The organism is Mameliella sp. AT18 (assembly GCF_028807275.1).
GTDB lineage: Bacteria > Pseudomonadota > Alphaproteobacteria > Rhodobacterales > Rhodobacteraceae > Antarctobacter > Antarctobacter albus.
The window spans coordinates 21,638-40,382 of sequence record NZ_JARAMO010000078.1; the positions used below are offsets into that span (position 1 = coordinate 21,638).

The window sequence follows — 18,745 nt, forward strand, 5'->3', positions numbered from 1 at the left end:
CCCCGGATCATGCAGCGCCCCGAAATCTCCTTCGAATTCTTCCCGCCGAAAAACATCGAGGCCACCTTTCGCCTCTGGGACGCCGTGCAGGTTCTGTCCCCGCTGGCGCCGCGCTTCGTCTCGGTGACCTACGGCGCGGGCGGCACCACCCGGGACCTGACCCGCGACGTGGTGGCCACGCTGCACAAGCATTCCGGCCTGCGCACGGCGGCGCATCTGACCTGTGTCAACGCCACCCGCGCCGAGACCCTGGCCATCGCCGAAGGCTTTGCCGAGGCGGGCGTCACCGACATCGTCGCCCTGCGTGGCGACCCGCCCAAGGGCGCGGCAGGCTTTACCCAGCACCCCGAGGGCTTTGCCAACTCGATCGAACTGATCGAGGCGCTGGCCGAGACCGGCAAATTCACCCAGCGCGTCGGCGCCTACCCCGACTGCCACCCCGAGGCAGAGGACATGGACGCCAACATCGCCTGGCTCAAGCGCAAGCTGGACGCCGGCGCGGACGAGGCGCTGACCCAGTTCTTCTTCGAGGCGGACACCTTCTTCCGCTTCCGCGATGCCTGTCAGAAGGCCGGGATCGACGGCGACAGGCTGGTGCCGGGCATCCTGCCGATCGAGAACTGGAACGGCGCGCGCCGCTTTGCCGAAAGCTGTGGCACCTACATCCCTCAATGGGTGTCGGACGCCTTCGAAAAGGCGCAGCGCGACGGGCGCGAGGATCTGCTGGCGACGGCGATCTGCACCGAGCTTTGCACCGACCTGCTCGAAGGCGGCGTGGACAAGCTGCACTTCTACACGCTCAATCGTCCCGAGCTGACACGCGACGTCTGTTTCGCGCTGGGTGTCACGCCCGAGGTGGCACTGGAACAGGTGGCCTGACCACCCTTCCCCGTTGACTGAAGCGCCCCGCCCGGCCCCGCCGCGGCGGGGTTTCTCGTGCTTGGCTTTTGCCTTGGTGAGACCCAAAGGGAAGGCCTCGACCAAAGCGCACAAAAGGGACGGTGCGCGGTGCGTCTTACGCGCCGCGGAACAGCGTCCGCCCCCGTCCCATCACCCAACGCCTCTCAGCGCATCATCGGCGGTCGCGCCTCCACCCAGGCGCCTTCGGCCTTGCCGCTCTCCGCCACCGCGAAGACCGCCGCCATGGACCGCAACCCGTCCTCCGCCCGCGGATAGAGATCCGCCGCCGGGTCGATCGCGCGCCCCTCGGCCCGCGCCCGGATCGCCTCGGCCAGGTCGGCGTAGATGTTGCCAAAGGCCAGCGGCATCCCCTCGGCGTGGCCCACCGTCACCCGGCTGGCCCGCGTGGCCTCGGGCGACAGGCCCGGCCCGCCGCGTTCGATCACCTCCAGCCGCCCGCCCAGCGGCATCCAATACAGCTGGTTCGGCTGCTCCTGTGCCCAGCGCAACCCACCCTTTTCGCCAAAGACCTGCAAGGTCAGCCCATGCTGCCGCCCCAGCGCAATCGACGAGGTCCAGAGCCTCCCCACCGCGCCGCCGTCAAAGCGCAGGTTCACCTGGGCGTCATCCTCCAGCACCCGGCTTTCGATACAGCTCACCGTGTCCGCCGACAGCCGTTCGACCTCTTGCCCGATCACGAAAGAGGCCATGTGCAGCGCGTGGATGCCGCAATCGGCAAACTGCGCCGAAACCCCGGCCTGCGCCGGGTCATAGCGCCAGCGCACGCGCGGGTTGTCCGCATCCCCCGCATCCGCGTGATGGCCGTGGGCAAATTCCGCCACCACCATGCGCACACGGCCCAGATCCCCGGCCGCCACCATTGCCCGCATCTGCCGGACCAGCGCATAGCCCGAGTAGCCATAGTTCACCGCGCAGATGCGCCCAGTCTCGCGCGCCAGGCAAACGATCTCCTCGCCCTCGGAGACCGTCATTGTCATGGGCTTTTCGACCAGAACGTGAAATCCACCCTCCAGGAAGGCCTTGGTGATCTCGAAATGCGTGGCATTGGGCGTGGCCACGGTCACCAGGTCCACCCGGTCCGCGCGGCCCCGCTCGCTCTCCAGCATCTCGCGCCAGTCGCCATAGGCCCGGTCCGCGGCCAGCCCAAGCCGCCGGCCATAGGCGCGGCCCTCCTCGGCCCGGTGATCCAGCGCCCCGGCGACGAAATAAAACGCCCCGTCCAGCCCGGCGGCCAGCCGGTGGGCCGGGCCGATCTGGCTGCCCTCGCCGCCGCCGATCATGCCCCAGTTCAGTTTTCCCATTCCCACGTCTCCCGGTCTCAGAAATCCGCCACCCGCGCCCAGGTCCCCGACACCGCCGCCGCGCGCGCCGCGGCCATCACCCGGTGCACCTCGACCCCGTCAGCGAACGTCGGCCAGACCGGCGTCCCGCCGTCGATGGCCTGCAGAAAATCCTTCGCCTCGATGATGATCTGATCCTGGTAGCCGGTGCCATGCCCCGGCCCCGGACAGAACCCCCTATAGTCGGGATGCGCCGGACCGGTCAGGATCTTGGTAAACCCCGCCCGTTCCGCCGGGGCCGTCCCGTCACAAAGCCAGAGCGCGTTCTGATCCTCCTGGTCAAATCGGATCGCGCCTTTTTCCCCGGTCACCTCGTAGGCATAGCCCATTTTCCGGCCCGTCGCGACGCGGCTGGCGAAAAGCTGTCCGCTGGCCCCGTTCTCAAAGCGCACGGTCATCAGCACCTGGTCGTCATTGGTCATGGTCACGCCGTTGCGTTCGGGAAAGACCGTTTCGATCACCGCCGAAACCTCGGCGATCTTTCCGCCCAACGCCAGGGCGGCATTGATCGGATGCGGTGCCAAATCGCCAAGACAGCCGTTGGCCGCGCCCTGCGATCGCCAGGGCGGCAGGATCGAGGTCAGGTGGAAATCCTCGGTATGTTCGATTCGCAGGTGATGCACCCGCCCAAGATCACCCCCGGCAATCAACTGGCGGGCAAAGCCTGTGGCGGGGGTCCGGCTATAGTTGTAGGCCACCATATGCGCGACCCCGGCGCGCTCTGCCGCCGCCAGCATGGCCCGTGCCTCCTCCAGCGACAGCCCAAGGGGCTTCTCGCAGAGCACCGGCTTGCCCAGGGCAAATGCAGCCTCGGCGATCTCGCGGTGCGTCGACTGCGGAGAGGCGATCACCACCGCCTCCACCTCTGGGTCCTCGATAAGCGCCTGCCAGTCGCGGGCAGCGCGATCGAATCCATAGGCCTCGGCATAGCGGGCCCCGCTGTCGGGCGTGGACCCGGCGATTGCCACCAGTCGCGGTTTCAACCCTGTCTCGAACACCGTGCCAACGGCGGCGAAGGCGGCGGAATGCGCTTTGCCCATGTATCCGCCGCCGACGATTCCGATCCCGATGCTGGCCATGCCCCCTCCCCCGATGTCAGCGCGCGACAACCCTGCGGCGCCGACCATCGGGGCGACAAGCGCTATCTTGGCGCGCGCTTGGTCAGACCCAGTTTTTCTCTCACCGCTGAGGGACCGATGACCTTGGCACCGAGAGTCTCGATGATCCCCACGGCACGCTCGACCAGCTGGGCATTGGTCGCCAATACGCCCTTGTCCAGGAACAGGTTGTCCTCCAGCCCGACGCGCACGTTGCCGCCCGCCAGCACCGAGGCGGCGACATAGGGCATCTGGTTGCGCCCCAGCGCGAAGGCACTGAAACACCAGTCATCGGGGACGTTGTTGACCATTGCCATGAAGGTATTGAGATCGTCCGGCGCGCCCCAGGGCACGCCCATGCAAAGCTGCACCAGCGCAGGCCCCTCCAGCACGCCTTCTTTCACCAGTTGCCTGGCGAACCACAGGTGGCCGGTGTCAAAGGCCTCGATCTCCGGCTTGACCCCCAGCGCGGTCATGCGCGCGCCCATGTCGCGCAACATGCCGGGCGTGTTTGTCATGACGTAATCGGCCTCTGCGAAATTCATCGTGCCGCAATCCAGGGTGCAGATCTCCGGCAGGCACTCGGAGATATGCGCCACGCGCTCGGCGGCGCCGATCATGTCGGTCCCGGCCGCGTTCACCGGCAAGGGCGCCTCGGTCGAGCCAAAGGTGATGTCGCCCCCCATGCCCGCCGTCAGGTTCAGCACCACGTCCACATCCGCATCGCGAATGCGTTCAGTCACCTCTCGGTAATAGGCCAGTTCCCGCGAGGGCGCCCCGGTCTCCGGGTCGCGCACATGGCAATGCACCACCGCCGCACCCGCCTTCGCGGCCTCGATTGCGCTGTCGGCGATCTCCCTGGGGGAGCGTGGCACATGCGGGCTGCGGTCCTGCGTCCCACCCGATCCTGTCACCGCGCAGGTGATAAAGACCTCTCGGTTCATCTCAAGCGGCATCGCCTTCTCCTTCCTGTCTTTCCGTCCTCAACCGGATTAGCGCATCCGCCGCCACCGCCCGGTCGGGCGTGACGATCAGCGGGTTGATTTCCAGTTCCTCGATCCTGTCGGCATGGGCCGCGACGAAAGCCTGCACCGCCAGAACGGCGGCCACAACCGCCGTTTCATCCGCCACCGGCGCACCGCGATAGCCTGCCAAAAGCGGCGCGATCCGCAGGCCCGCCAGCGCGTCGCGCACCTCCGGTGCACACACCGGCAACAACCGCACCTGCGTGTCGCCCAGGATCTCGGTCCAGACACCACCCGCCCCCAGCGTCAGGACAAACCCGTGCGCCGGATCGCGGACCACGCCGACCAGCAGTTCCGCCACCGCGCCACCGACCATTTCCTCGACGAGGTAACCCTGCGCGCCCATCTCTTCCGCCGCCGCCCGCACCGCCTCCGGCGAAGCCAGGTTCAGCCTCACCGCTCCCGCCTCGCTCTTGTGAGCAAAGCCCTCGCCTTTCAGAACCACCGGGAAACCGATCCGCGCCGACGCCTCCGCCGCCTCACCCGACGTTGCGGCGCGCGCGTGCGACGGCACCACAAGGCCCGCGCCCTCCAGAATCCGCTTCGCCTCGGCCTCCTGCAGAACGCCCCCGGCTTCTTCTTGGCAAAAATGCCCCGGGGGAGTCGCGGAACGCGACGGGGGCAGCGCCCCCTCCCCCCGCGCCAACAACACCGGCGCCGGGTCCACCGCGCGCCCGAGGAACGCCGCCGCCGCCAGCGCCTCCAGCGCCGCCGGCAGATCGCAGAGCGGCACGATCCCAAGTGCCATCAGCCGTTCCGCCACATCCTCCGGCAGCGTCTCGACCAGGCTCGACAGCACCGCCAGCGGCACATCACCCCGCGCCCGGGCCAGGGCCTCGATCACCGGCTCCCAATCCGCCGTCGAACAGCGGTCACCGCGCGGGAAATCCAGCACCACCACTCCCGCGCCCAGGTCTTCTCCCCGCAGCAGGCCGGCGAAACAGGCCGTCATCGCGGGCACGTCGCCCCAGATATAGGTGTGGTAATCCAGCGGGTTGGCCAACGCGACCTTGGGGCCAAGCGCCGCGCGCAGTGCCTCCCGTTGGGCGGCGCCCAGGGGCGGAAACGCGATGTCATAGCCCAGCCCGGTATCCGCCATCAGGCTCGCCTCGCCGCCCGAGCAAGAGGCCGAGACCAGCCGGTTGGACCGCAAAGGCCCGGCCACATGCAGGATCTTCAAACATTCCAGCAAGGTCGACAAGGAAGAGACCTGCGCGACCCCGATCCGCCGCAAAAAGGCCCGCGCACCCGCATCGCTGCCGGTCAGGGACGCGGTATGCGACACCGCCGCCAACCCCGCCTGTTCGGAGGCCCCCAGTTTCAGCGCCACGATCCGCTTGCCCAGCGCCCGCGCCCGCGCCGCCAGCGCCTCGAAGCCCCGGACATCCGCGATCCCCTCGATGTAAAGCCCCAGCGCCGTGATCCGTGGATCCTCCAGCAGCGCCAAGCCAAGGGCACTCAGATCCACCTGCGCCTGGTTGCCCACCGTGCCCAGAAAGCCAATCGGCAGGCCGCGCCGCTGCATCGTCAGGTTCAGCGCCACGTTGGAGCTTTGCGACAGGATCGCCACGCCACGGTCCACCGGCACCAGCCCGTGCTGATCGGGCCAGAGCGCGACCCGGTCGAGCGCGTTCAGCATCCCGTAACAGTTCGGCCCCAGCACGGGCATCTCCCCCGCCGCGTCCAGAAGCGCCGCCTGCATGTCCCGGCCATCCGCCAGTTCCGCCTGCGCCTCGGCAAAGCCCGAGGCAAAGCAGATCGCGCCGCCCGCACCCCGTTCCGACAGCACCCGCACCGCCGCAACCGTGGCCGACCGGTTGATGCCGACATAGACCGCGTCCGGCGGCCCTGGCAGGTCTTCGATCCGCGCCACAGCCGGCAGCCTGCCAACCTCGGCGCGCGTCGGATGCACCGGCCAGATTGGCCCGCCGAACCCCATTCGGCGGCATTCGCGGATGACATTCGCGCACCAGCCCCCGCCGCCGATCACCGCGATGCTTTGCGGGCGCAACAGCCGCGACAATCGTCTGACCCCTGTAGGGTGGGTCATCGACCCACCACCCCCCGCCGCCATCACGCCCCCAGGGGGCGGAAGATCTCCCGCCCGATGATGTGGCGCTGGATCTCGCTGGTCCCGTCCCAGATCCGCTCCACCCGCGCATCGCGCCAGAAGCGTTCGATGGGGAAATCATCCATCAGCCCCATGCCGCCGAAGATCTGCAAGGTCGTGTCCGTCACCCGTGCCAGCATCTCGGTCGCGTAGACCTTGGCCGAGGCGATCTCGCGGTTCGCCGGCAGGCCTTCGTCCAGCCGCCAAGCCGCGGCCAGGGTCAGCCAGTCGGCAGCGTCGATCTCGGTCACCATGTCCGCCACCTGGAAGGACACTCCCTGGAACTTGGCAATCGCCTGCCCGAACTGCTTGCGCTGTGCCGCGTAATCCACCGCCATGTCGAAACAGCGCCGCGCCCGGCCCACGGAAAAGGCGGCCACGGTCAGGCGCGTGGCATAGAGCCAGGTGTTCATCACCTCGAACCCGCCATCGACCTCGCCCAGCACCTGGGCATCCGGCAGCCGGCAATCGGAAAACTCCAGGATGCAGTTCTTGTAACCCCGGTGGCTGACAGACCGATAACCATCGCGCACCTCGAACCCCGGATGGCCGCGATCCACCAGGAAACAGGTGATCCGCTTTTTCGGCCCCTTCGGCGTCTCGTCCACCCCCGTGGCGATGAAGACGATAAAGAAATCCGCGTGATCGGCGCCCGAGATGAAGTGCTTGGTCCCGTTCACCACCCAGTCGCCGCCCTGCCGCTGGGCGGTGCACTTCATGCCGCGCACATCGCTGCCCGCCTCCGGTTCCGTCATGGCCAGCGCATCCATCCGCTCGCCCCGCACGGCAGGCAACAGGTATCGCTCGCGCTGCGCGCCCTCGCAGGCCATCAGGATGTTCTGCGGCCGGCCAAAGAAATGCGTCAGCGCCATGCTGCCGCGCCCGAGTTCGCGCTCGACCAGCGTGAAATCGAGGTGGCCCAGCCCCGCGCCGCCCACCTCCTCGGGGAAGTTGCAGGCGTAAAAACCGAGATCGATCACCTTGCGTCTGATTTCTTCGCCCAGGCCCGGCGGCACCTCCCCGCTCCGTTCGACCTCGGCCTCGAAAGGATAGATTTCCTTTTCGACGAAGCTGCGCACCGTCGAGACGATCATCTCCTGCTCGTCGCTCAATCCGAACTGCATCGCGCTCTCCCTGCTTTGGCCCCATCCAAGTCGAGTTTGGCGCGACCCTCAAACCGAAAACGCCCGATCCTCTCCTGAATGCGACAAAGCAGGCGAAGAGCTCTTGCCTTGACGTGGGGTCTTCTGGAAAATGGTATACCAAATCGGACGAGGGAGGAGACCATGTCCACCGAAACGCAACACGCGGGCGCCAATGTCAGCCTCGCGCGCAGGGCTTGGTCCATCCGGCGGCTGGCGCTGCGCATGGCCGAGGTGCAGGGACAGGGCTATATCGGGCAGGCGCTCGGCGTGGCCGACGTGCTGGCCGTCAGCTATTTCCACGCATTGAATTACAAGCCCGAAGACCCGGAATGGGAAGGGCGCGACCGGTTCTACCTGTCGATCGGCCACTACGCGATCGCGCTCTACTCCGCGATGATCGAGGCCGGCATCCTGCCCGAGGACGAGCTGGAAACCTACGGCATGGACGACAGCCGGATGCCCATGTCGGGCATGGCCGCCTACACGCCGGGCATGGAGATCACCGGCGGCTCGCTGGGCCACGGCCTCGGCATCGCCGTGGGTGCGGCGCTGGGGCTGAAACGCAAGAAGAACCCCGCCTTCGTCTACAACATGATGTCGGACGGCGAACTGGGCGAAGGCTCGACCTGGGAGGCGGTCATGTCCGCCAGCGCCCACCAACTGGACAACCTGATCTGCGTGGTGGATTTCAACGACCAGCAGGCCGACGGGCCGACCACGCAGGCGCTCGCCCGGGGCGACGAGGCGCCGAAATGGGCCGCCTTCGGCTGGCACGCGCAAGAGGTGGACGGCAACGACCTGGACGCGCTGGTGGCGGCTTTCGACACCGCGCGCACCCTGTCTGATCCGCGCCCCCGCGTCATCATCTGCAAGACCCAGATGTGCAAGGGCGTCCCCTTTCTCGAAGAGCGCGAGATCACCCATTTCGTCCGCGTGGACCCCTCCGAATGGGCGCGCGCTATCGCCATCCTCGACGACGCCATCCCGGCCTGAGCCGGACCGACAAGGAGCCAGAGACATGCAAGACGCCCCCATCGGCCCGACCTCGCGCCGCAAGTCGAAATACACCCCCCGCGCCGTCCCCGTCTCCGAGGATGGAGAGCGCCTGACCACCTCCGCCATGATCGCCTCGCTGGACGCCGAGGGCCGCGACACCGTCGCCGCCCCCTTCGGAAACGCACTCTGTGATCTGGCGGCGAAGCGGGACGACATCGTCGGCCTGACGGCGGACCTGTCGAAATACACCGACCTGCACGTTTTCGCCAATGCCTACCCCGACCGGTTCTATCAGATGGGCATGGCCGAACAGGTGATGATCTCGGCCGCTGCCGGGCTGGCGCGCGAGGGCTTTACCCCCTTCGCCACGACCTACGCCGTCTTCGCCTCGCGCCGCGCCTACGACTTCATCATCATGGCCATTGCCGAGGAAAACCTGCCGGTGAAAATCGTCTGCGCCCTGCCCGGCCTGACCACCGGCTACGGTCCCAGCCACCAGGCGACCGAGGACCTGGCGATCTTCCGCGGCATGCCCAACCTGACCATCGTCGACCCGTGCTGCGCCACCGACATCACCCAGGCCACCCATGCCATCGCGGATTTTCCCGGCCCGGTCTACATGCGCCTCCTGAGGGGCAAGGTGCCGGACGTGCTGGGCCAATACGGCTACAGGTTCCAGCTGGGCAAGGCGCAGGTGATCCACGGCGGCAGTGACGTGCTCTTCATCTCCACCGGCTTCATGACCATGCGCGCGCTGGACGCCGCCAAGGCGCTGAAGACCGAGGGCACCGACTGCGCCGTCCTGCATGTGCCGACGCTGAAACCGCTCGACACGGAAACCATCCGCAAGGAAGCCGCCAAGACCGGGCGCCTGGTCGTGACGCTGGAAAACCACACCATCGTCGGCGGCCTGGGCGAGGCGGTCGCGGCGGACCTGATGCGCGCGGGCATCCACCCCGCCTTCGACTCGATCGCGCTGCCGGACGAGTTCCTCGACGCCGGCGCATTACCCACGCTGCACGACCAGTATGGCCTCAGCGTGCGCGCCATCACGGCCCGCGTGAAGACAAGGCTCTGACGCCGCATCTTCTTTGGTTTTTCAAATACCCTCGGGGGTGAATGGCCGCAGGCCAAAGGGGGCAGAGCCCCCTGCCCCCGACAACCACAGGACACCCACATGCTTCTCAAGGACAAGACCGCCGTTATCACCGGCGCCGCCAGCCCCCGAGGCCTCGGCAAGGCCACGGCGCAACTCTTTGCCGAACACGGCGCCCGCATCGCCATCCTCGACCTCGACGGCGAGGCCGCCCGCGCCGCCGCCGCCGACCTGCCGGGCGAAGGCCACGTCGGCCTGGCCTGCGATGTCACCAGCAAGCCCCAGTGCGAAGCGGCAGCCAAATCCGCCATCGACGGGTTGGGCCAGGTCGACATCCTGGTCAACAACGCCGGCATCACGCAGCCGCTGAAACTGATGCAGATCGAGCCAAAGAACTACGATGCCGTAACCGACGTCAACCTGCGCGGCACGCTCTACATGAGCCAGGCGCTGATCCCGCACATGCGCGAGCGCAAGACCGGCTCCATCGTCAACATCTCGTCCGTTTCGGCCCAGCGGGGCGGCGGCATCTTCGGCGGGCCGCACTACTCGGCAGCCAAGGCTGGCATCCTTGGCCTGACCAAGGCGATGGCCCGCGAACTGGCCCCCGACGGCATCCGGTCGAACGCGATCTGCCCCGGCTTCATCGCCACGGACATCACCGGCGGAGCACTGACCGACGAGATGATGGAACAGATCCTGTCCGGCATCCCGATGGGCCGCGCGGGACAGGCCAGCGACGTGGCGGGCTGCTGCCTGTTCCTGGCGTCGGAGCTCTCGGCCTATGTCACAGGCTCGGAGGTGGACGTGAACGGCGGCTCGCTGATCCACTAAAAGGAAAGGGCCTTCAAAGGCCCTTTCTCAACGCTTTTGCAAAAGCGTTTCCAAGCGGCTTCGAAGCCGCCTGGATGCCCCGGTTCAGCTGGCCGCGACCGTTTCCTGCCGCTGTTCGCCCAGGCCCTCGACACGCACTTCCATCACGTCGCCCGGCTTCAGGAAGCGCTGCGGCTTCATCCCCATGCCGACACCCGAAGGCGTGCCGGTGGCGATGATGTCGCCCGGCTGCAGCATCATGAATTGCGACATGTAGGAAATGATCTCGGCCACGCCAAAGATCATGTCCGAAGTATCGCTGTCCTGAACCGTCTCGCCGTTCAGGTCGAGCGAGAGCTTCAGCGCCTGCGGGTCCGGCACCTCGTCGGCCGTGACAAGCCAGGGGCCGGTCGGGCCGAAGGTCGGGGCAGACTTGCCCTTGATCCACTGGCCGCCCTTCTCGATCTGGAATTCGCGCTCGCTCATGTCGTTGATGACGCAGTAGCCCGCGACATGGCTCAGCGCCTCCGCCTCGCTGACGTAGGAGGCGGTCTTGCCGATCACCACGCCCAGTTCGACCTCCCAGTCGGATTTGACCGAGTTGCGCGGGATCACCACGGGGTCATAGGGCCCCGACAGCGCCGAGCTCGCCTTGGAAAAGAGGATCGGCTCCTTCGGCGGCTCCGACCCGGTTTCGGCGGCATGCTTGGCATAGTTCAGACCGATGCAGAAAAAGTTCGGAACGGAGGCCAGGCATGAGCCGATGCGGCCCGGCTCGGCCACCAGCGGCAGGCTGGCCGAGTCGATGGCCCGCAGCGCCTCCAGCGCTTCCAGCGAGACGGAGGCCCCGGCAAAATCGGTCACGTGGGCCGACAGGTCACGCACCTGGCCGTCGCCGTCCAGCATGCCGGGCTTTTCCTGGCCCGCCGGGCCAAAACGCAGTAGTTTCATTGATCTCCCAATCCTTGTTCCTTGGTCTTTCTTCTCTGGCCGCTCATTCGACCGGCTCCGGCGCCTCGCCGCCTTCGTCCTTCACGGACTCGAAGAAATCGGCCACGTTGATCAGCAGGTGATCCAGATGCGCCTGCACCTGGGCCTAGGCGGATTCCGCATCGCGCGCTCGCAGAGCGGCGACGATCTCGGCATGTTGGCGCAGCACCCGCTCGCGCGAACGTTTGCGACTGGCAGACAGATACCGCGCCCGCCACAGACGCGCCAGCAATGACTGGTGGACCTCTGCCAGAACAGGATTGCCCGCCGCGCGCGCGATGGCGAGGTGAAAACTCATGTCGATCTCGAAGATGTCCAGCATGTCGAGGCTGTCATATTGCCGGTCCATGCGGTCCGCGACCTCGGCGATGCTCTCGATCTCTTCGGCGCTGGCCCGCTCGCAGGTCAGCCGGGCCGACAGCACCTCCAGCGCCGACATCACCTCGATGTTGTGCGCCACTTCCTCGAAACTGGGCCTGGCCACGATCGGCGACCGCGCCGGGCGCAGCTGCACCAGCCCCTCTTTCGCCAGGATCCGAATCGCCTCGCGCAGGGGTGTGCGGCTGACGCCGAGTTCGGCGGCATGGTCGCGTTCCTTGACCGCCGTGCCCGGCGGCAGCACGCCCCGCAGAATGTCCCGGCGTAGCCGAGTCGCGATCTGTTCGGGCAGAGTCTCATCCGTCATGGCGCAGTTCACCTCCCTGAATCCGCACCTTTTTTCCACCCGGAAGGGCGGCCTCCCATGAAGCAAATTTGGTATACCAAAAATCCTTGCCTGTCGACATTGCTTTGGTTAGCTTGCCTTTACGGGATGGTATACCATCCGGGTACGGGGTCCGACCCCGATAACCATCGGCGGGGGGGAGCCCGCCACAGGGAGGAACATATGAAAAAGATCCTGACGACGGCCGCGGCCGTTGCCATTGCCGCATCCGCGGCCCACGCGCAGGACGTGACCCTGCGCATCCAGACACACTATGCGTCCGAGCACCCCTCGGGTGTGCTGGCGGCGCAATTCGCGGATGACGTGCAGGTGATGTCCGGCGGCGAAATCGCCATCGAGATGTTCTACAGCTCGTCCGTCGTGGCCACGACGGAAACCTTCGACGCGGCCATCAACGGCATCCTCGACTGCGACATGACCGGCGGCGCCTACCAGACCGGCAAGAACCCGGCGTTCCAGTTCGTCGGCGACATCATGGGCGGCTACGACACCCCCTGGCAGCAGATTTCCTGGCTGTACTACGGCGGTGGCTACGATGCCGCGCAGGAACTGTACAACGCGCAGGGCATGCAGCTGATCGGCTGGTGGCTCTACGGCCAGGAGTCGCTGTCGTCGTCCAAGCCGCTGGCCGGCCCGGACGATCTGAAAGGCTGGAAGTTCCGCTCGCCCCCGGGTCTGGAAACCGAGATCTTCACTGAAATGGGCGCCACGCCCATCGTGATGGACTTCACCGAGATCTTTACCGCGCTGGAAACCGGCATCATCGACGGTGCAGACGCCTCGGGCCTCTACAACAACGTCGGCCTGGGCCTCTATGACATCGTCAGCCATGCCACCTACCCCGGCTTCCACTCGATGCCGTCGGACCACCTGGCCTGCAACCAGGCCGTCTGGGACGGTCTGAGCGAAAAGCACCAGCGCATCATCGACACCGCGATGCAGAAACTGACCCTGCACACCGCCCTGTCGAACGAGAAGAAGAACGCCGAAGCCGCGGCAGAGCTGCAGGCCAAGGGCGTGACGCTTCACAACTGGTCGGCCAAGGACCGCGCGGACTTCCGCAAGGCGGCGCAGACCTCCTGGGACCGCTGGGCCGAAAAGACGCCCGAAGCGGCTGCCCTGGTGGCAAGCCACCGCGAGTACCTGACGGCGCTCGGCCTGATCGCCGAGTGATCGCCGGGCTGACCGCCTCGTGACCTCGCGGCGAGCCTTTCGCAAGGCTCGCCGTTTTCGTCTCTGCCACATGCGCCCGCACGCAGGACGCGGAACGGCTAGGGGGACGGCACGGGCGACAGGCCAACTGCCACTCTTCACATCGGGGTGACCGCGCATGCAACAGGACAGCGTCTGGCTGGGACCGCTCAGAAAGCCGGTTCAAATGGCCATGATCGGGTTTTCGGGCCTGACCATCGCACTCTTCATCTTTCTCGTCTTCAACCAGTTCATCTCGTCCGATGCCATCGGCATGCACGACATGATCCGCCCCCAGGGCAAACCGATCGTCACGGTGACGCTGTTCAGCCTCGCGCTCGCGCTGCTGTTCACCGCGCTTTTCCTCAGCGATGACAAGGGCACTATCGAGGTCGACCGCACGGGGCCCTTCGACATCCTCTCACTGGTCTGCGCCCGCCTGGCCATGATGTCGATCGCCTATATCGTGATCGTCATGTTCTACGAGGTGGTGTCGCGCTACGTCTTCAACCAGCCGACCATGTGGGCCAACGAACTGTCGCTCTGGATCGCCAGCTTTCTCTTCCTGCTGGCCGGTCTCTACGCGATGCAGCAACGCAGCCACATCCGCATCTACGTCATCTACGACATGATGCCCCGCTGGATGCAGAAGGCCGCGGACTGCGTTTCGGTCTTCCTGATCTGGGTCTTCACCTTCTGCCTTGTCTGGGGCGGCTACAACGACGCCATGCGCCGGATGCTGCGGATGGAAACCTTTGGCACCGCCTGGGATCCGCCCATTCCGGGGACGGTGAAACCCGCCATCCTGTTCATCATCGTGCTGGTCGCCATCCAGGCCCTGTCGAACCTGATCGCCGACTGGAACAAGGCACCCGAACACCACAACCCGGCCGACGAGATCGACGAGCACGAGATCGAGGCCCTGCGCCGCACCCTGGAAGAGGACAAGAAGTAATGGTCGACATCGGCACCCTCTCCCTGATCCTTCTGCTTGCGATGTTCGCGCTGCTGGCCATCGGGATGCCCCTGGGCCTTGCCTCGGCCTTCCTCGCGGTGGTCACTCTGGTCCTGAAATTCGACGTCGATATCCTGTTCCGAACCTGGGGACAGGGGCCGCTCAGCGTGCTGGGCCAGGCCGTCTACCGACAGATGACGAACTACGTGCTGATATCAGTACCACTCTTCATCTTCATGGCCGCGCTGCTGGAGCGATCCGGCATCGCGCGCGACATGTATTCCTCGCTGAACGTCTGGCTCAGCCGGGTGCGCGGCGGCATCGCCATCGTGACCTCCGTCATGGCAGTCATCATGGCCGCCATGTCCGGCATCATCGGCGGCGAGGTGGTCCTGCTGGGCCTGATCGCCCTGCCCCAGATGCTGCGGCTGGGCTACAACCAGAACCTCGCCATCGGCACGATCTGCGCCTCCGGCAGCCTCGGCACCATGATCCCGCCCTCGATCGTCCTGATCTTCTACGGGCTGGTGACGGAAACCTCGATCAAGGCGCTCTTCACCGCCTCTTTCCTGCCCGGTTTCATGCTGGCATCCTTCTTCATCATCTACATCATCGTGACCACGCAGCTGTCGCCGGAAAAGGCGCCGCTGCCGCCCGAGGATCCGGACGCGCCCAAGGGCGGGGAAAAAGGGCTGATGTTCCTTGGTTTCCTGTCCCGCTTCGGCATCTGGATCACCGGCGTGCTGATCCTGCGCGCGCTTTTCTTCACCGTGACCGGCGTCAACGAGGTGGTCGAGGGGGTCGATCCGATCCTGCTCGGCATGGTCTCGGACATTCCCTGGCTTGCGGGCGCGCTGGTGATCTTTGCGCTGATCGTCTTCTTCGTGGTCGGGCGTGAACGCACCGCCGCGGGCTGGGAGATGGGCAAGGGCCTGATCGCACCTATCGTCGTCATCGGCGTCGTGCTGGGGTCGATCTACGGCGGCATCACCGGCATCACCGAGGCCGCCGGCATGGGCGCTGTGGCGGTCTTCGTCATTGGCCTGATCCGGCGCGAGATGACCTGGGACATCGTCTATGACAGCCTGATGCGGACGCTGAAATCCACCGGCACGATCATCTGGGTGACCATCGGCGCCGCGGCGCTGGCCGCCGCCTATACGCTGGCGGGCGGGCCGCAATATGTCGCCAACATGATCGTCGGTGCCGACATGCCCACCATGAGCGTGATCCTGGTGATGATGCTGATCTTCCTCATCATGGGGATGTTCATGGACTGGGTCGGCATCGTGCTGCTGGTCATGCCGGTCTTCCTGCCCATCGTCGTCCGCCTGCCGGCGGAAGAGATCGGCTGGTTCGCCCATGTGGACGCACGCTATGTGCCCATCTGGTTCGGCGTGGTCTTCTGTATGAACATGCAGGTGAGCTTCCTGTCGCCCCCCTTCGGGCCGGCCGCCTTCTACCTGAAATCGGTGGCCCCGGCGCATATCTCGCTCACCGATATCTTCCGCGGCTTCCTGCCCTTCATCGCGCTGCAACTCTGCGCGCTGGCGGTGCTGCTGGCCTGGCCGCCCATCGTCACGATCTTCCTGTGACCCCGGACCGGACCGAGGCCCCCGCGCCCCGGTCCGGTCCCCTTGCGACCCCCGGGCTTCTTCTTGGCGAAAATACCCCGGGGGGCCGCGGCCCTGCCGCGGCGGGGGCAGAGCCCCCTCCCCCCGCGCCCCGTAGCGAAAGGACAGCCCATGCCCTTGATGTTGACCCAGGACCAGGTCACGCAGTTCGACCGCGAAGGGTATCTCGTGGTCGAGGATGTTCTGAACCCCGATCTGCTGGCATCGGTGAAGGCCGAATATGCCGCGCTGCTGGATGCGCTCTATGCCCGCTGGCAGGACGAGGGCCGCGTGCCCGCCGCCGAGGGCATGGATTTCTGGCAGAAGCTGCTGACCTCCTACAAGGCGGGCTGCGACTGGTTCCAGCCGATGGACATTTCCCTGCCCGGCGGAGAGATCGCCGCCGATACGCCCTTTCACTTCGGCCCAGCCGTATTTGACATGCTGACCGATGCCCGCCTGCTGGACATGGTCGAAGACCTGATCGGCCCCGAGCTGACCTCCAACCCGATCCAGCATGTCCGCCTGAAGCCCCCCGCCACCTATCTGCACGCGGATGAGCCGCGCGCACATGTCACCGCGACCGCCTGGCACCAGGACCGCGCCGTGGCCCACGAAGAGGGCGACGAGACCCGCATGGTCACCGTCTGGCTGGCCATCTCGGACGCGACCGTCGAAAACGGCTGTCTGACGGTGGTGCCGGGCAAACCGCGGATGTACCCGCATTGCCCGCAGAAACAGACCGCCATCGCGCCCGGCTACCTGGACGAGGACAAGGCCGTGGCCCTGCCGGTCAAGGCGGGCGGCGCGGTGCTCTTCCATCCGCTGACGCCCCATGCCTCGCTGGAGAACCGCAGCAGCGATTTCCGCTGGAGCTTTGACATCCGTTACAATGTCACCGGCCAGCCGACGGGCCGCGCGCATTTTCCCGCCTTCATCGCCCGCTCGCGCAGCGCCCCGGAGGCCGAGTTGCGCGACTGGAAAAAGTGGAAGACCATGTGGGAAGAGGCCCGCGCCCGGCTGGCCCCGGCGCCGCATATCCCCATTCACCGCTGGTCGGGCGACAGCCCGGTCTGCGCCTGACCGCCACCGGAAACACCCGCCCCGGCCCCGCGCCGGGGCCTTGTGCCATGACGCCCCGACACCGGGGCCGATCAGCCCCCTGAGAGACCGAGATGAAAAAGACAGTCCGCCTTTCCGACGCCGACAATGTCGTCACCGCCGTCACCCCGCTTGAAATCGGCCAGGAAGGCGCGACACAGCTGATCCCGCGCGGGCACAAGCTGGCCACGCAGGCGATCCACAAAGGCGCGCCGGTGATCAAATACGCGCAGGTGATCGGCTATGCCGCCGAGGACATCGCGCCGGGCGCCCATGTCCATACGCACAACCTCGAATTCCGCAACGTGGATACCGAGTATGACTACGGCACCAACCTGCGGCCCGCGACCCCTGCCGACACGCCGGACACCTTCATGGGCTATCGCCGCACGACGGGCCGCGTCGGCACGCGCAACTACATCGCCGTGCTGACCTCGGTGAACTGTTCCGCCACCGCCGCCCGCAAGATCGCTGAACATTTCACCGACGAGAAACTCGCCGCCTACCCCAATGTCGACGGCGTCGTCGCCTTTGTCCACGGCACCGGCTGCGGCATGGCCGGTCAGGGGTCCGAGGGGTTCGAGGCGCTGCAACGGGTCATGTGGGGCTATGCCCGCAATCCCAACGTAGGCGGCGTTCTGATGGCGGGCCTCGGCTGCGAGATGAACCAGATCGACTGGCTGGTCGAGGCCTATGGGCTGACACCCGGCCCCCTGTTCCAGTCCATGAACATCCAGGACGTGGGCGGGCTGCGCAAATGCGTTGAACTGGGCATCAAGAAGATCGAGGCCATGCTGCCCGTGGTGAACGAGGCCACGCGCACCGAATGCCCCGCCTCCGACCTCATGGTCGCTTTGCAATGCGGCGGCTCGGACGCCTGGTCGGGCATCACGGCGAACCCCGCCGTGGGCCATGCCTGTGACCTGCTGGTGGCGCAGGGCGGCACCGGGGTGCTGGCCGAAACGCCCGAGATCTATGGCGCCGAACACCTGTTGACGGCCCGCGCCGTCGACCGCGCCACGGGCGAGAAACTGGTGGACCTGATCCGCTGGTGGGAGGATTACACCGCCCGCAACAAGGGCTCGATGGACAACAACCCCTCTCCCGGCAACAAGAAGGGCGGGCTGACCACCATCCTCGAGAAATCTCTGGGTGCGGCAGCGAAAGGCGGCACCACGCCGCTGACCGGCGTCTACAAATATGCCGAACCGGTGACGGCCAAGGGCTTCACCTTCATGGACAGCCCCGGCTACGACCCGGCCAGCGTGACCGGCCAGATCGCCTCGGGCTGCAACCTCGTCTGTTTCACCACCGGGCGCGGCTCGGCCTTCGGCGCGAAACCCAGCCCCTCGATGAAGGTCGCCACCAATAGCGAGATGTTCAACCGCATGACCGAGGACATGGACGTGAACGCCGGAACCATCCTGACCGAGGGCAAATCGGTCGAGGAGGTGGGCCGCGAGATCTACCAGATGTGGCTGCGCATGGCCTCTGGCGAACAGACCAAGTCCGAAGCGCAGGGCCTGGGCGATTACGAGTTCGTGCCCTGGCAGATCGGGGCGGTGATGTGATGGGCAAGCCATTTCGAAAGGGCTTGAAAGCGATTTCCAAATCGCTTTGCCCGCGCA

The 18,745-nt window shown here is 66.4% G+C and carries 16 protein-coding genes; 9 read left to right on the forward strand and 7 right to left on the reverse strand.

Annotated elements, in window-relative coordinates:
- Window positions 1-9 precede the first annotated feature (9 nt).
- Window positions 10-879, forward strand: coding sequence for a methylenetetrahydrofolate reductase [NAD(P)H] (gene metF, locus PVW46_RS10705; protein ID WP_069209987.1), 870 nt, complete (start codon window positions 10-12; stop codon window positions 877-879).
- Window positions 880-1,064: 185 nt separating this feature from the next.
- On the opposite strand, the gene PVW46_RS10710 is transcribed toward metF, so the two are convergent.
- The 5 genes from PVW46_RS10710 to PVW46_RS10730 form a co-directional block, all read right to left on the reverse strand.
- On the reverse strand, window positions 1,065-2,222 hold the full coding sequence (locus PVW46_RS10710; protein ID WP_069209988.1) for a Gfo/Idh/MocA family protein: 1,158 nt from the start codon (window positions 2,220-2,222) through the stop codon (window positions 1,065-1,067).
- A gap of 17 nt (window positions 2,223-2,239) precedes the next feature.
- Entirely contained in the window at window positions 2,240-3,340 is a 1,101-nt protein-coding gene (locus tag PVW46_RS10715; protein WP_069210095.1) for a Gfo/Idh/MocA family protein, read from the reverse strand.
- Between the two features lie 62 nt (window positions 3,341-3,402).
- Entirely contained in the window at window positions 3,403-4,314 is a 912-nt protein-coding gene (gene bcoG, locus PVW46_RS10720) for a 3-dehydrocarnitine:acetyl-CoA trimethylamine transferase BcoG (RefSeq protein ID WP_069209989.1), read from the reverse strand.
- Window positions 4,304-6,433, reverse strand: a complete 2,130-nt coding sequence (locus tag PVW46_RS10725; RefSeq protein WP_069210096.1) for an acetate--CoA ligase family protein — start codon at window positions 6,431-6,433, stop codon at window positions 4,304-4,306. The genes bcoG and PVW46_RS10725 overlap by 11 nt, the downstream gene beginning before the upstream one ends.
- 23 nt (window positions 6,434-6,456) lie before the next feature.
- Complete coding sequence (locus PVW46_RS10730) at window positions 6,457-7,617, reverse strand: acyl-CoA dehydrogenase family protein (protein ID WP_069209990.1); 1,161 nt, start codon at window positions 7,615-7,617, stop codon at window positions 6,457-6,459.
- Window positions 7,618-7,779: 162 nt separating this feature from the next.
- Between PVW46_RS10730 and PVW46_RS10735 the strand changes: the two genes are divergently transcribed.
- The 3 genes from PVW46_RS10735 to PVW46_RS10745 all read left to right on the forward strand — a co-directional run bounded on the left by PVW46_RS10735 (window position 7,780) and on the right by PVW46_RS10745 (window position 10,564).
- The gene (locus PVW46_RS10735) at window positions 7,780-8,631 is read left to right on the forward strand and encodes a transketolase (protein ID WP_043144079.1); all 852 of its coding nucleotides are present in this window, start codon (window positions 7,780-7,782) and stop codon (window positions 8,629-8,631) included.
- Window positions 8,632-8,656: 25 nt separating this feature from the next.
- Entirely contained in the window at window positions 8,657-9,712 is a 1,056-nt protein-coding gene (locus PVW46_RS10740; RefSeq protein WP_083242347.1) for a transketolase family protein, read from the forward strand.
- A 99-nt stretch (window positions 9,713-9,811) separates the two neighbouring features.
- Window positions 9,812-10,564, forward strand: coding sequence for an SDR family NAD(P)-dependent oxidoreductase (locus PVW46_RS10745; RefSeq protein ID WP_069209991.1), 753 nt, complete (start codon window positions 9,812-9,814; stop codon window positions 10,562-10,564).
- 84 nt (window positions 10,565-10,648) lie between these two features.
- Here the strand turns inward: PVW46_RS10745 and PVW46_RS10750 are convergent, their stop codons facing one another.
- Entirely contained in the window at window positions 10,649-11,494 is an 846-nt protein-coding gene (locus PVW46_RS10750; RefSeq protein WP_069209992.1) for a fumarylacetoacetate hydrolase family protein, read from the reverse strand.
- Window positions 11,495-11,639: 145 nt separating this feature from the next.
- The gene (locus PVW46_RS10755) at window positions 11,640-12,218 is read right to left on the reverse strand and encodes a GntR family transcriptional regulator (protein ID WP_274575910.1); all 579 of its coding nucleotides are present in this window, start codon (window positions 12,216-12,218) and stop codon (window positions 11,640-11,642) included.
- A gap of 201 nt (window positions 12,219-12,419) precedes the next feature.
- On the opposite strand from PVW46_RS10755, the gene PVW46_RS10760 reads away from it, so the two are divergent.
- From PVW46_RS10760 to PVW46_RS10780, 5 genes are all read left to right on the forward strand, one after another.
- Window positions 12,420-13,430, forward strand: a complete 1,011-nt coding sequence (locus PVW46_RS10760; protein WP_043144068.1) for a TRAP transporter substrate-binding protein — start codon at window positions 12,420-12,422, stop codon at window positions 13,428-13,430.
- 157 nt (window positions 13,431-13,587) lie between these two features.
- Window positions 13,588-14,403 carry a TRAP transporter small permease subunit gene (locus PVW46_RS10765; protein WP_043144065.1) on the forward strand — a complete coding sequence of 272 codons (816 nt, stop codon included), beginning with the start codon at window positions 13,588-13,590 and terminating at the stop codon, window positions 14,401-14,403.
- Window positions 14,403-15,998, forward strand: coding sequence for a TRAP transporter large permease (locus PVW46_RS10770; RefSeq protein WP_274575911.1), 1,596 nt, complete (start codon window positions 14,403-14,405; stop codon window positions 15,996-15,998). Before PVW46_RS10765 ends, PVW46_RS10770 begins: the two co-directional genes overlap by 1 nt.
- Window positions 15,999-16,148: 150 nt before the next feature.
- Window positions 16,149-17,099: a phytanoyl-CoA dioxygenase family protein gene (locus PVW46_RS10775; RefSeq protein WP_274575912.1), complete on the forward strand. Its 951-nt coding sequence runs from the start codon at window positions 16,149-16,151 to the stop codon at window positions 17,097-17,099.
- Between the two features lie 92 nt (window positions 17,100-17,191).
- Window positions 17,192-18,688: a UxaA family hydrolase gene (locus tag PVW46_RS10780; protein ID WP_069209994.1), complete on the forward strand. Its 1,497-nt coding sequence runs from the start codon at window positions 17,192-17,194 to the stop codon at window positions 18,686-18,688.
- The last annotated feature ends 57 nt before the right edge of the window (window positions 18,689-18,745 follow it).

What these genes read in the sequence shown, in the direction of transcription:
- metF (WP_069209987.1), top strand. Translation starts at nt 10, where the DNA reads ATGCAGCGCCCCGAAATCTCCTTCGAATTCTTCCCGCCGAAAAACATC.
- PVW46_RS10710 (WP_069209988.1), bottom strand. Translation starts at nt 2,222, where the DNA reads ATGGGAAAACTGAACTGGGGCATGATCGGCGGCGGCGAGGGCAGCCAG.
- PVW46_RS10715 (WP_069210095.1), bottom strand. Translation starts at nt 3,340, where the DNA reads ATGGCCAGCATCGGGATCGGAATCGTCGGCGGCGGATACATGGGCAAA.
- bcoG (WP_069209989.1), bottom strand. Translation starts at nt 4,314, where the DNA reads ATGCCGCTTGAGATGAACCGAGAGGTCTTTATCACCTGCGCGGTGACA.
- PVW46_RS10725 (WP_069210096.1), bottom strand. Translation starts at nt 6,433, where the DNA reads ATGACCCACCCTACAGGGGTCAGACGATTGTCGCGGCTGTTGCGCCCG.
- PVW46_RS10730 (WP_069209990.1), bottom strand. Translation starts at nt 7,617, where the DNA reads ATGCAGTTCGGATTGAGCGACGAGCAGGAGATGATCGTCTCGACGGTG.
- PVW46_RS10735 (WP_043144079.1), top strand. Translation starts at nt 7,780, where the DNA reads ATGTCCACCGAAACGCAACACGCGGGCGCCAATGTCAGCCTCGCGCGC.
- PVW46_RS10740 (WP_083242347.1), top strand. Translation starts at nt 8,657, where the DNA reads ATGCAAGACGCCCCCATCGGCCCGACCTCGCGCCGCAAGTCGAAATAC.
- PVW46_RS10745 (WP_069209991.1), top strand. Translation starts at nt 9,812, where the DNA reads ATGCTTCTCAAGGACAAGACCGCCGTTATCACCGGCGCCGCCAGCCCC.
- PVW46_RS10750 (WP_069209992.1), bottom strand. Translation starts at nt 11,494, where the DNA reads ATGAAACTACTGCGTTTTGGCCCGGCGGGCCAGGAAAAGCCCGGCATG.
- PVW46_RS10755 (WP_274575910.1), bottom strand. Translation starts at nt 12,218, where the DNA reads ATGACGGATGAGACTCTGCCCGAACAGATCGCGACTCGGCTACGCCGG.
- PVW46_RS10760 (WP_043144068.1), top strand. Translation starts at nt 12,420, where the DNA reads ATGAAAAAGATCCTGACGACGGCCGCGGCCGTTGCCATTGCCGCATCC.
- PVW46_RS10765 (WP_043144065.1), top strand. Translation starts at nt 13,588, where the DNA reads ATGCAACAGGACAGCGTCTGGCTGGGACCGCTCAGAAAGCCGGTTCAA.
- PVW46_RS10770 (WP_274575911.1), top strand. Translation starts at nt 14,403, where the DNA reads ATGGTCGACATCGGCACCCTCTCCCTGATCCTTCTGCTTGCGATGTTC.
- PVW46_RS10775 (WP_274575912.1), top strand. Translation starts at nt 16,149, where the DNA reads ATGCCCTTGATGTTGACCCAGGACCAGGTCACGCAGTTCGACCGCGAA.
- PVW46_RS10780 (WP_069209994.1), top strand. Translation starts at nt 17,192, where the DNA reads ATGAAAAAGACAGTCCGCCTTTCCGACGCCGACAATGTCGTCACCGCC.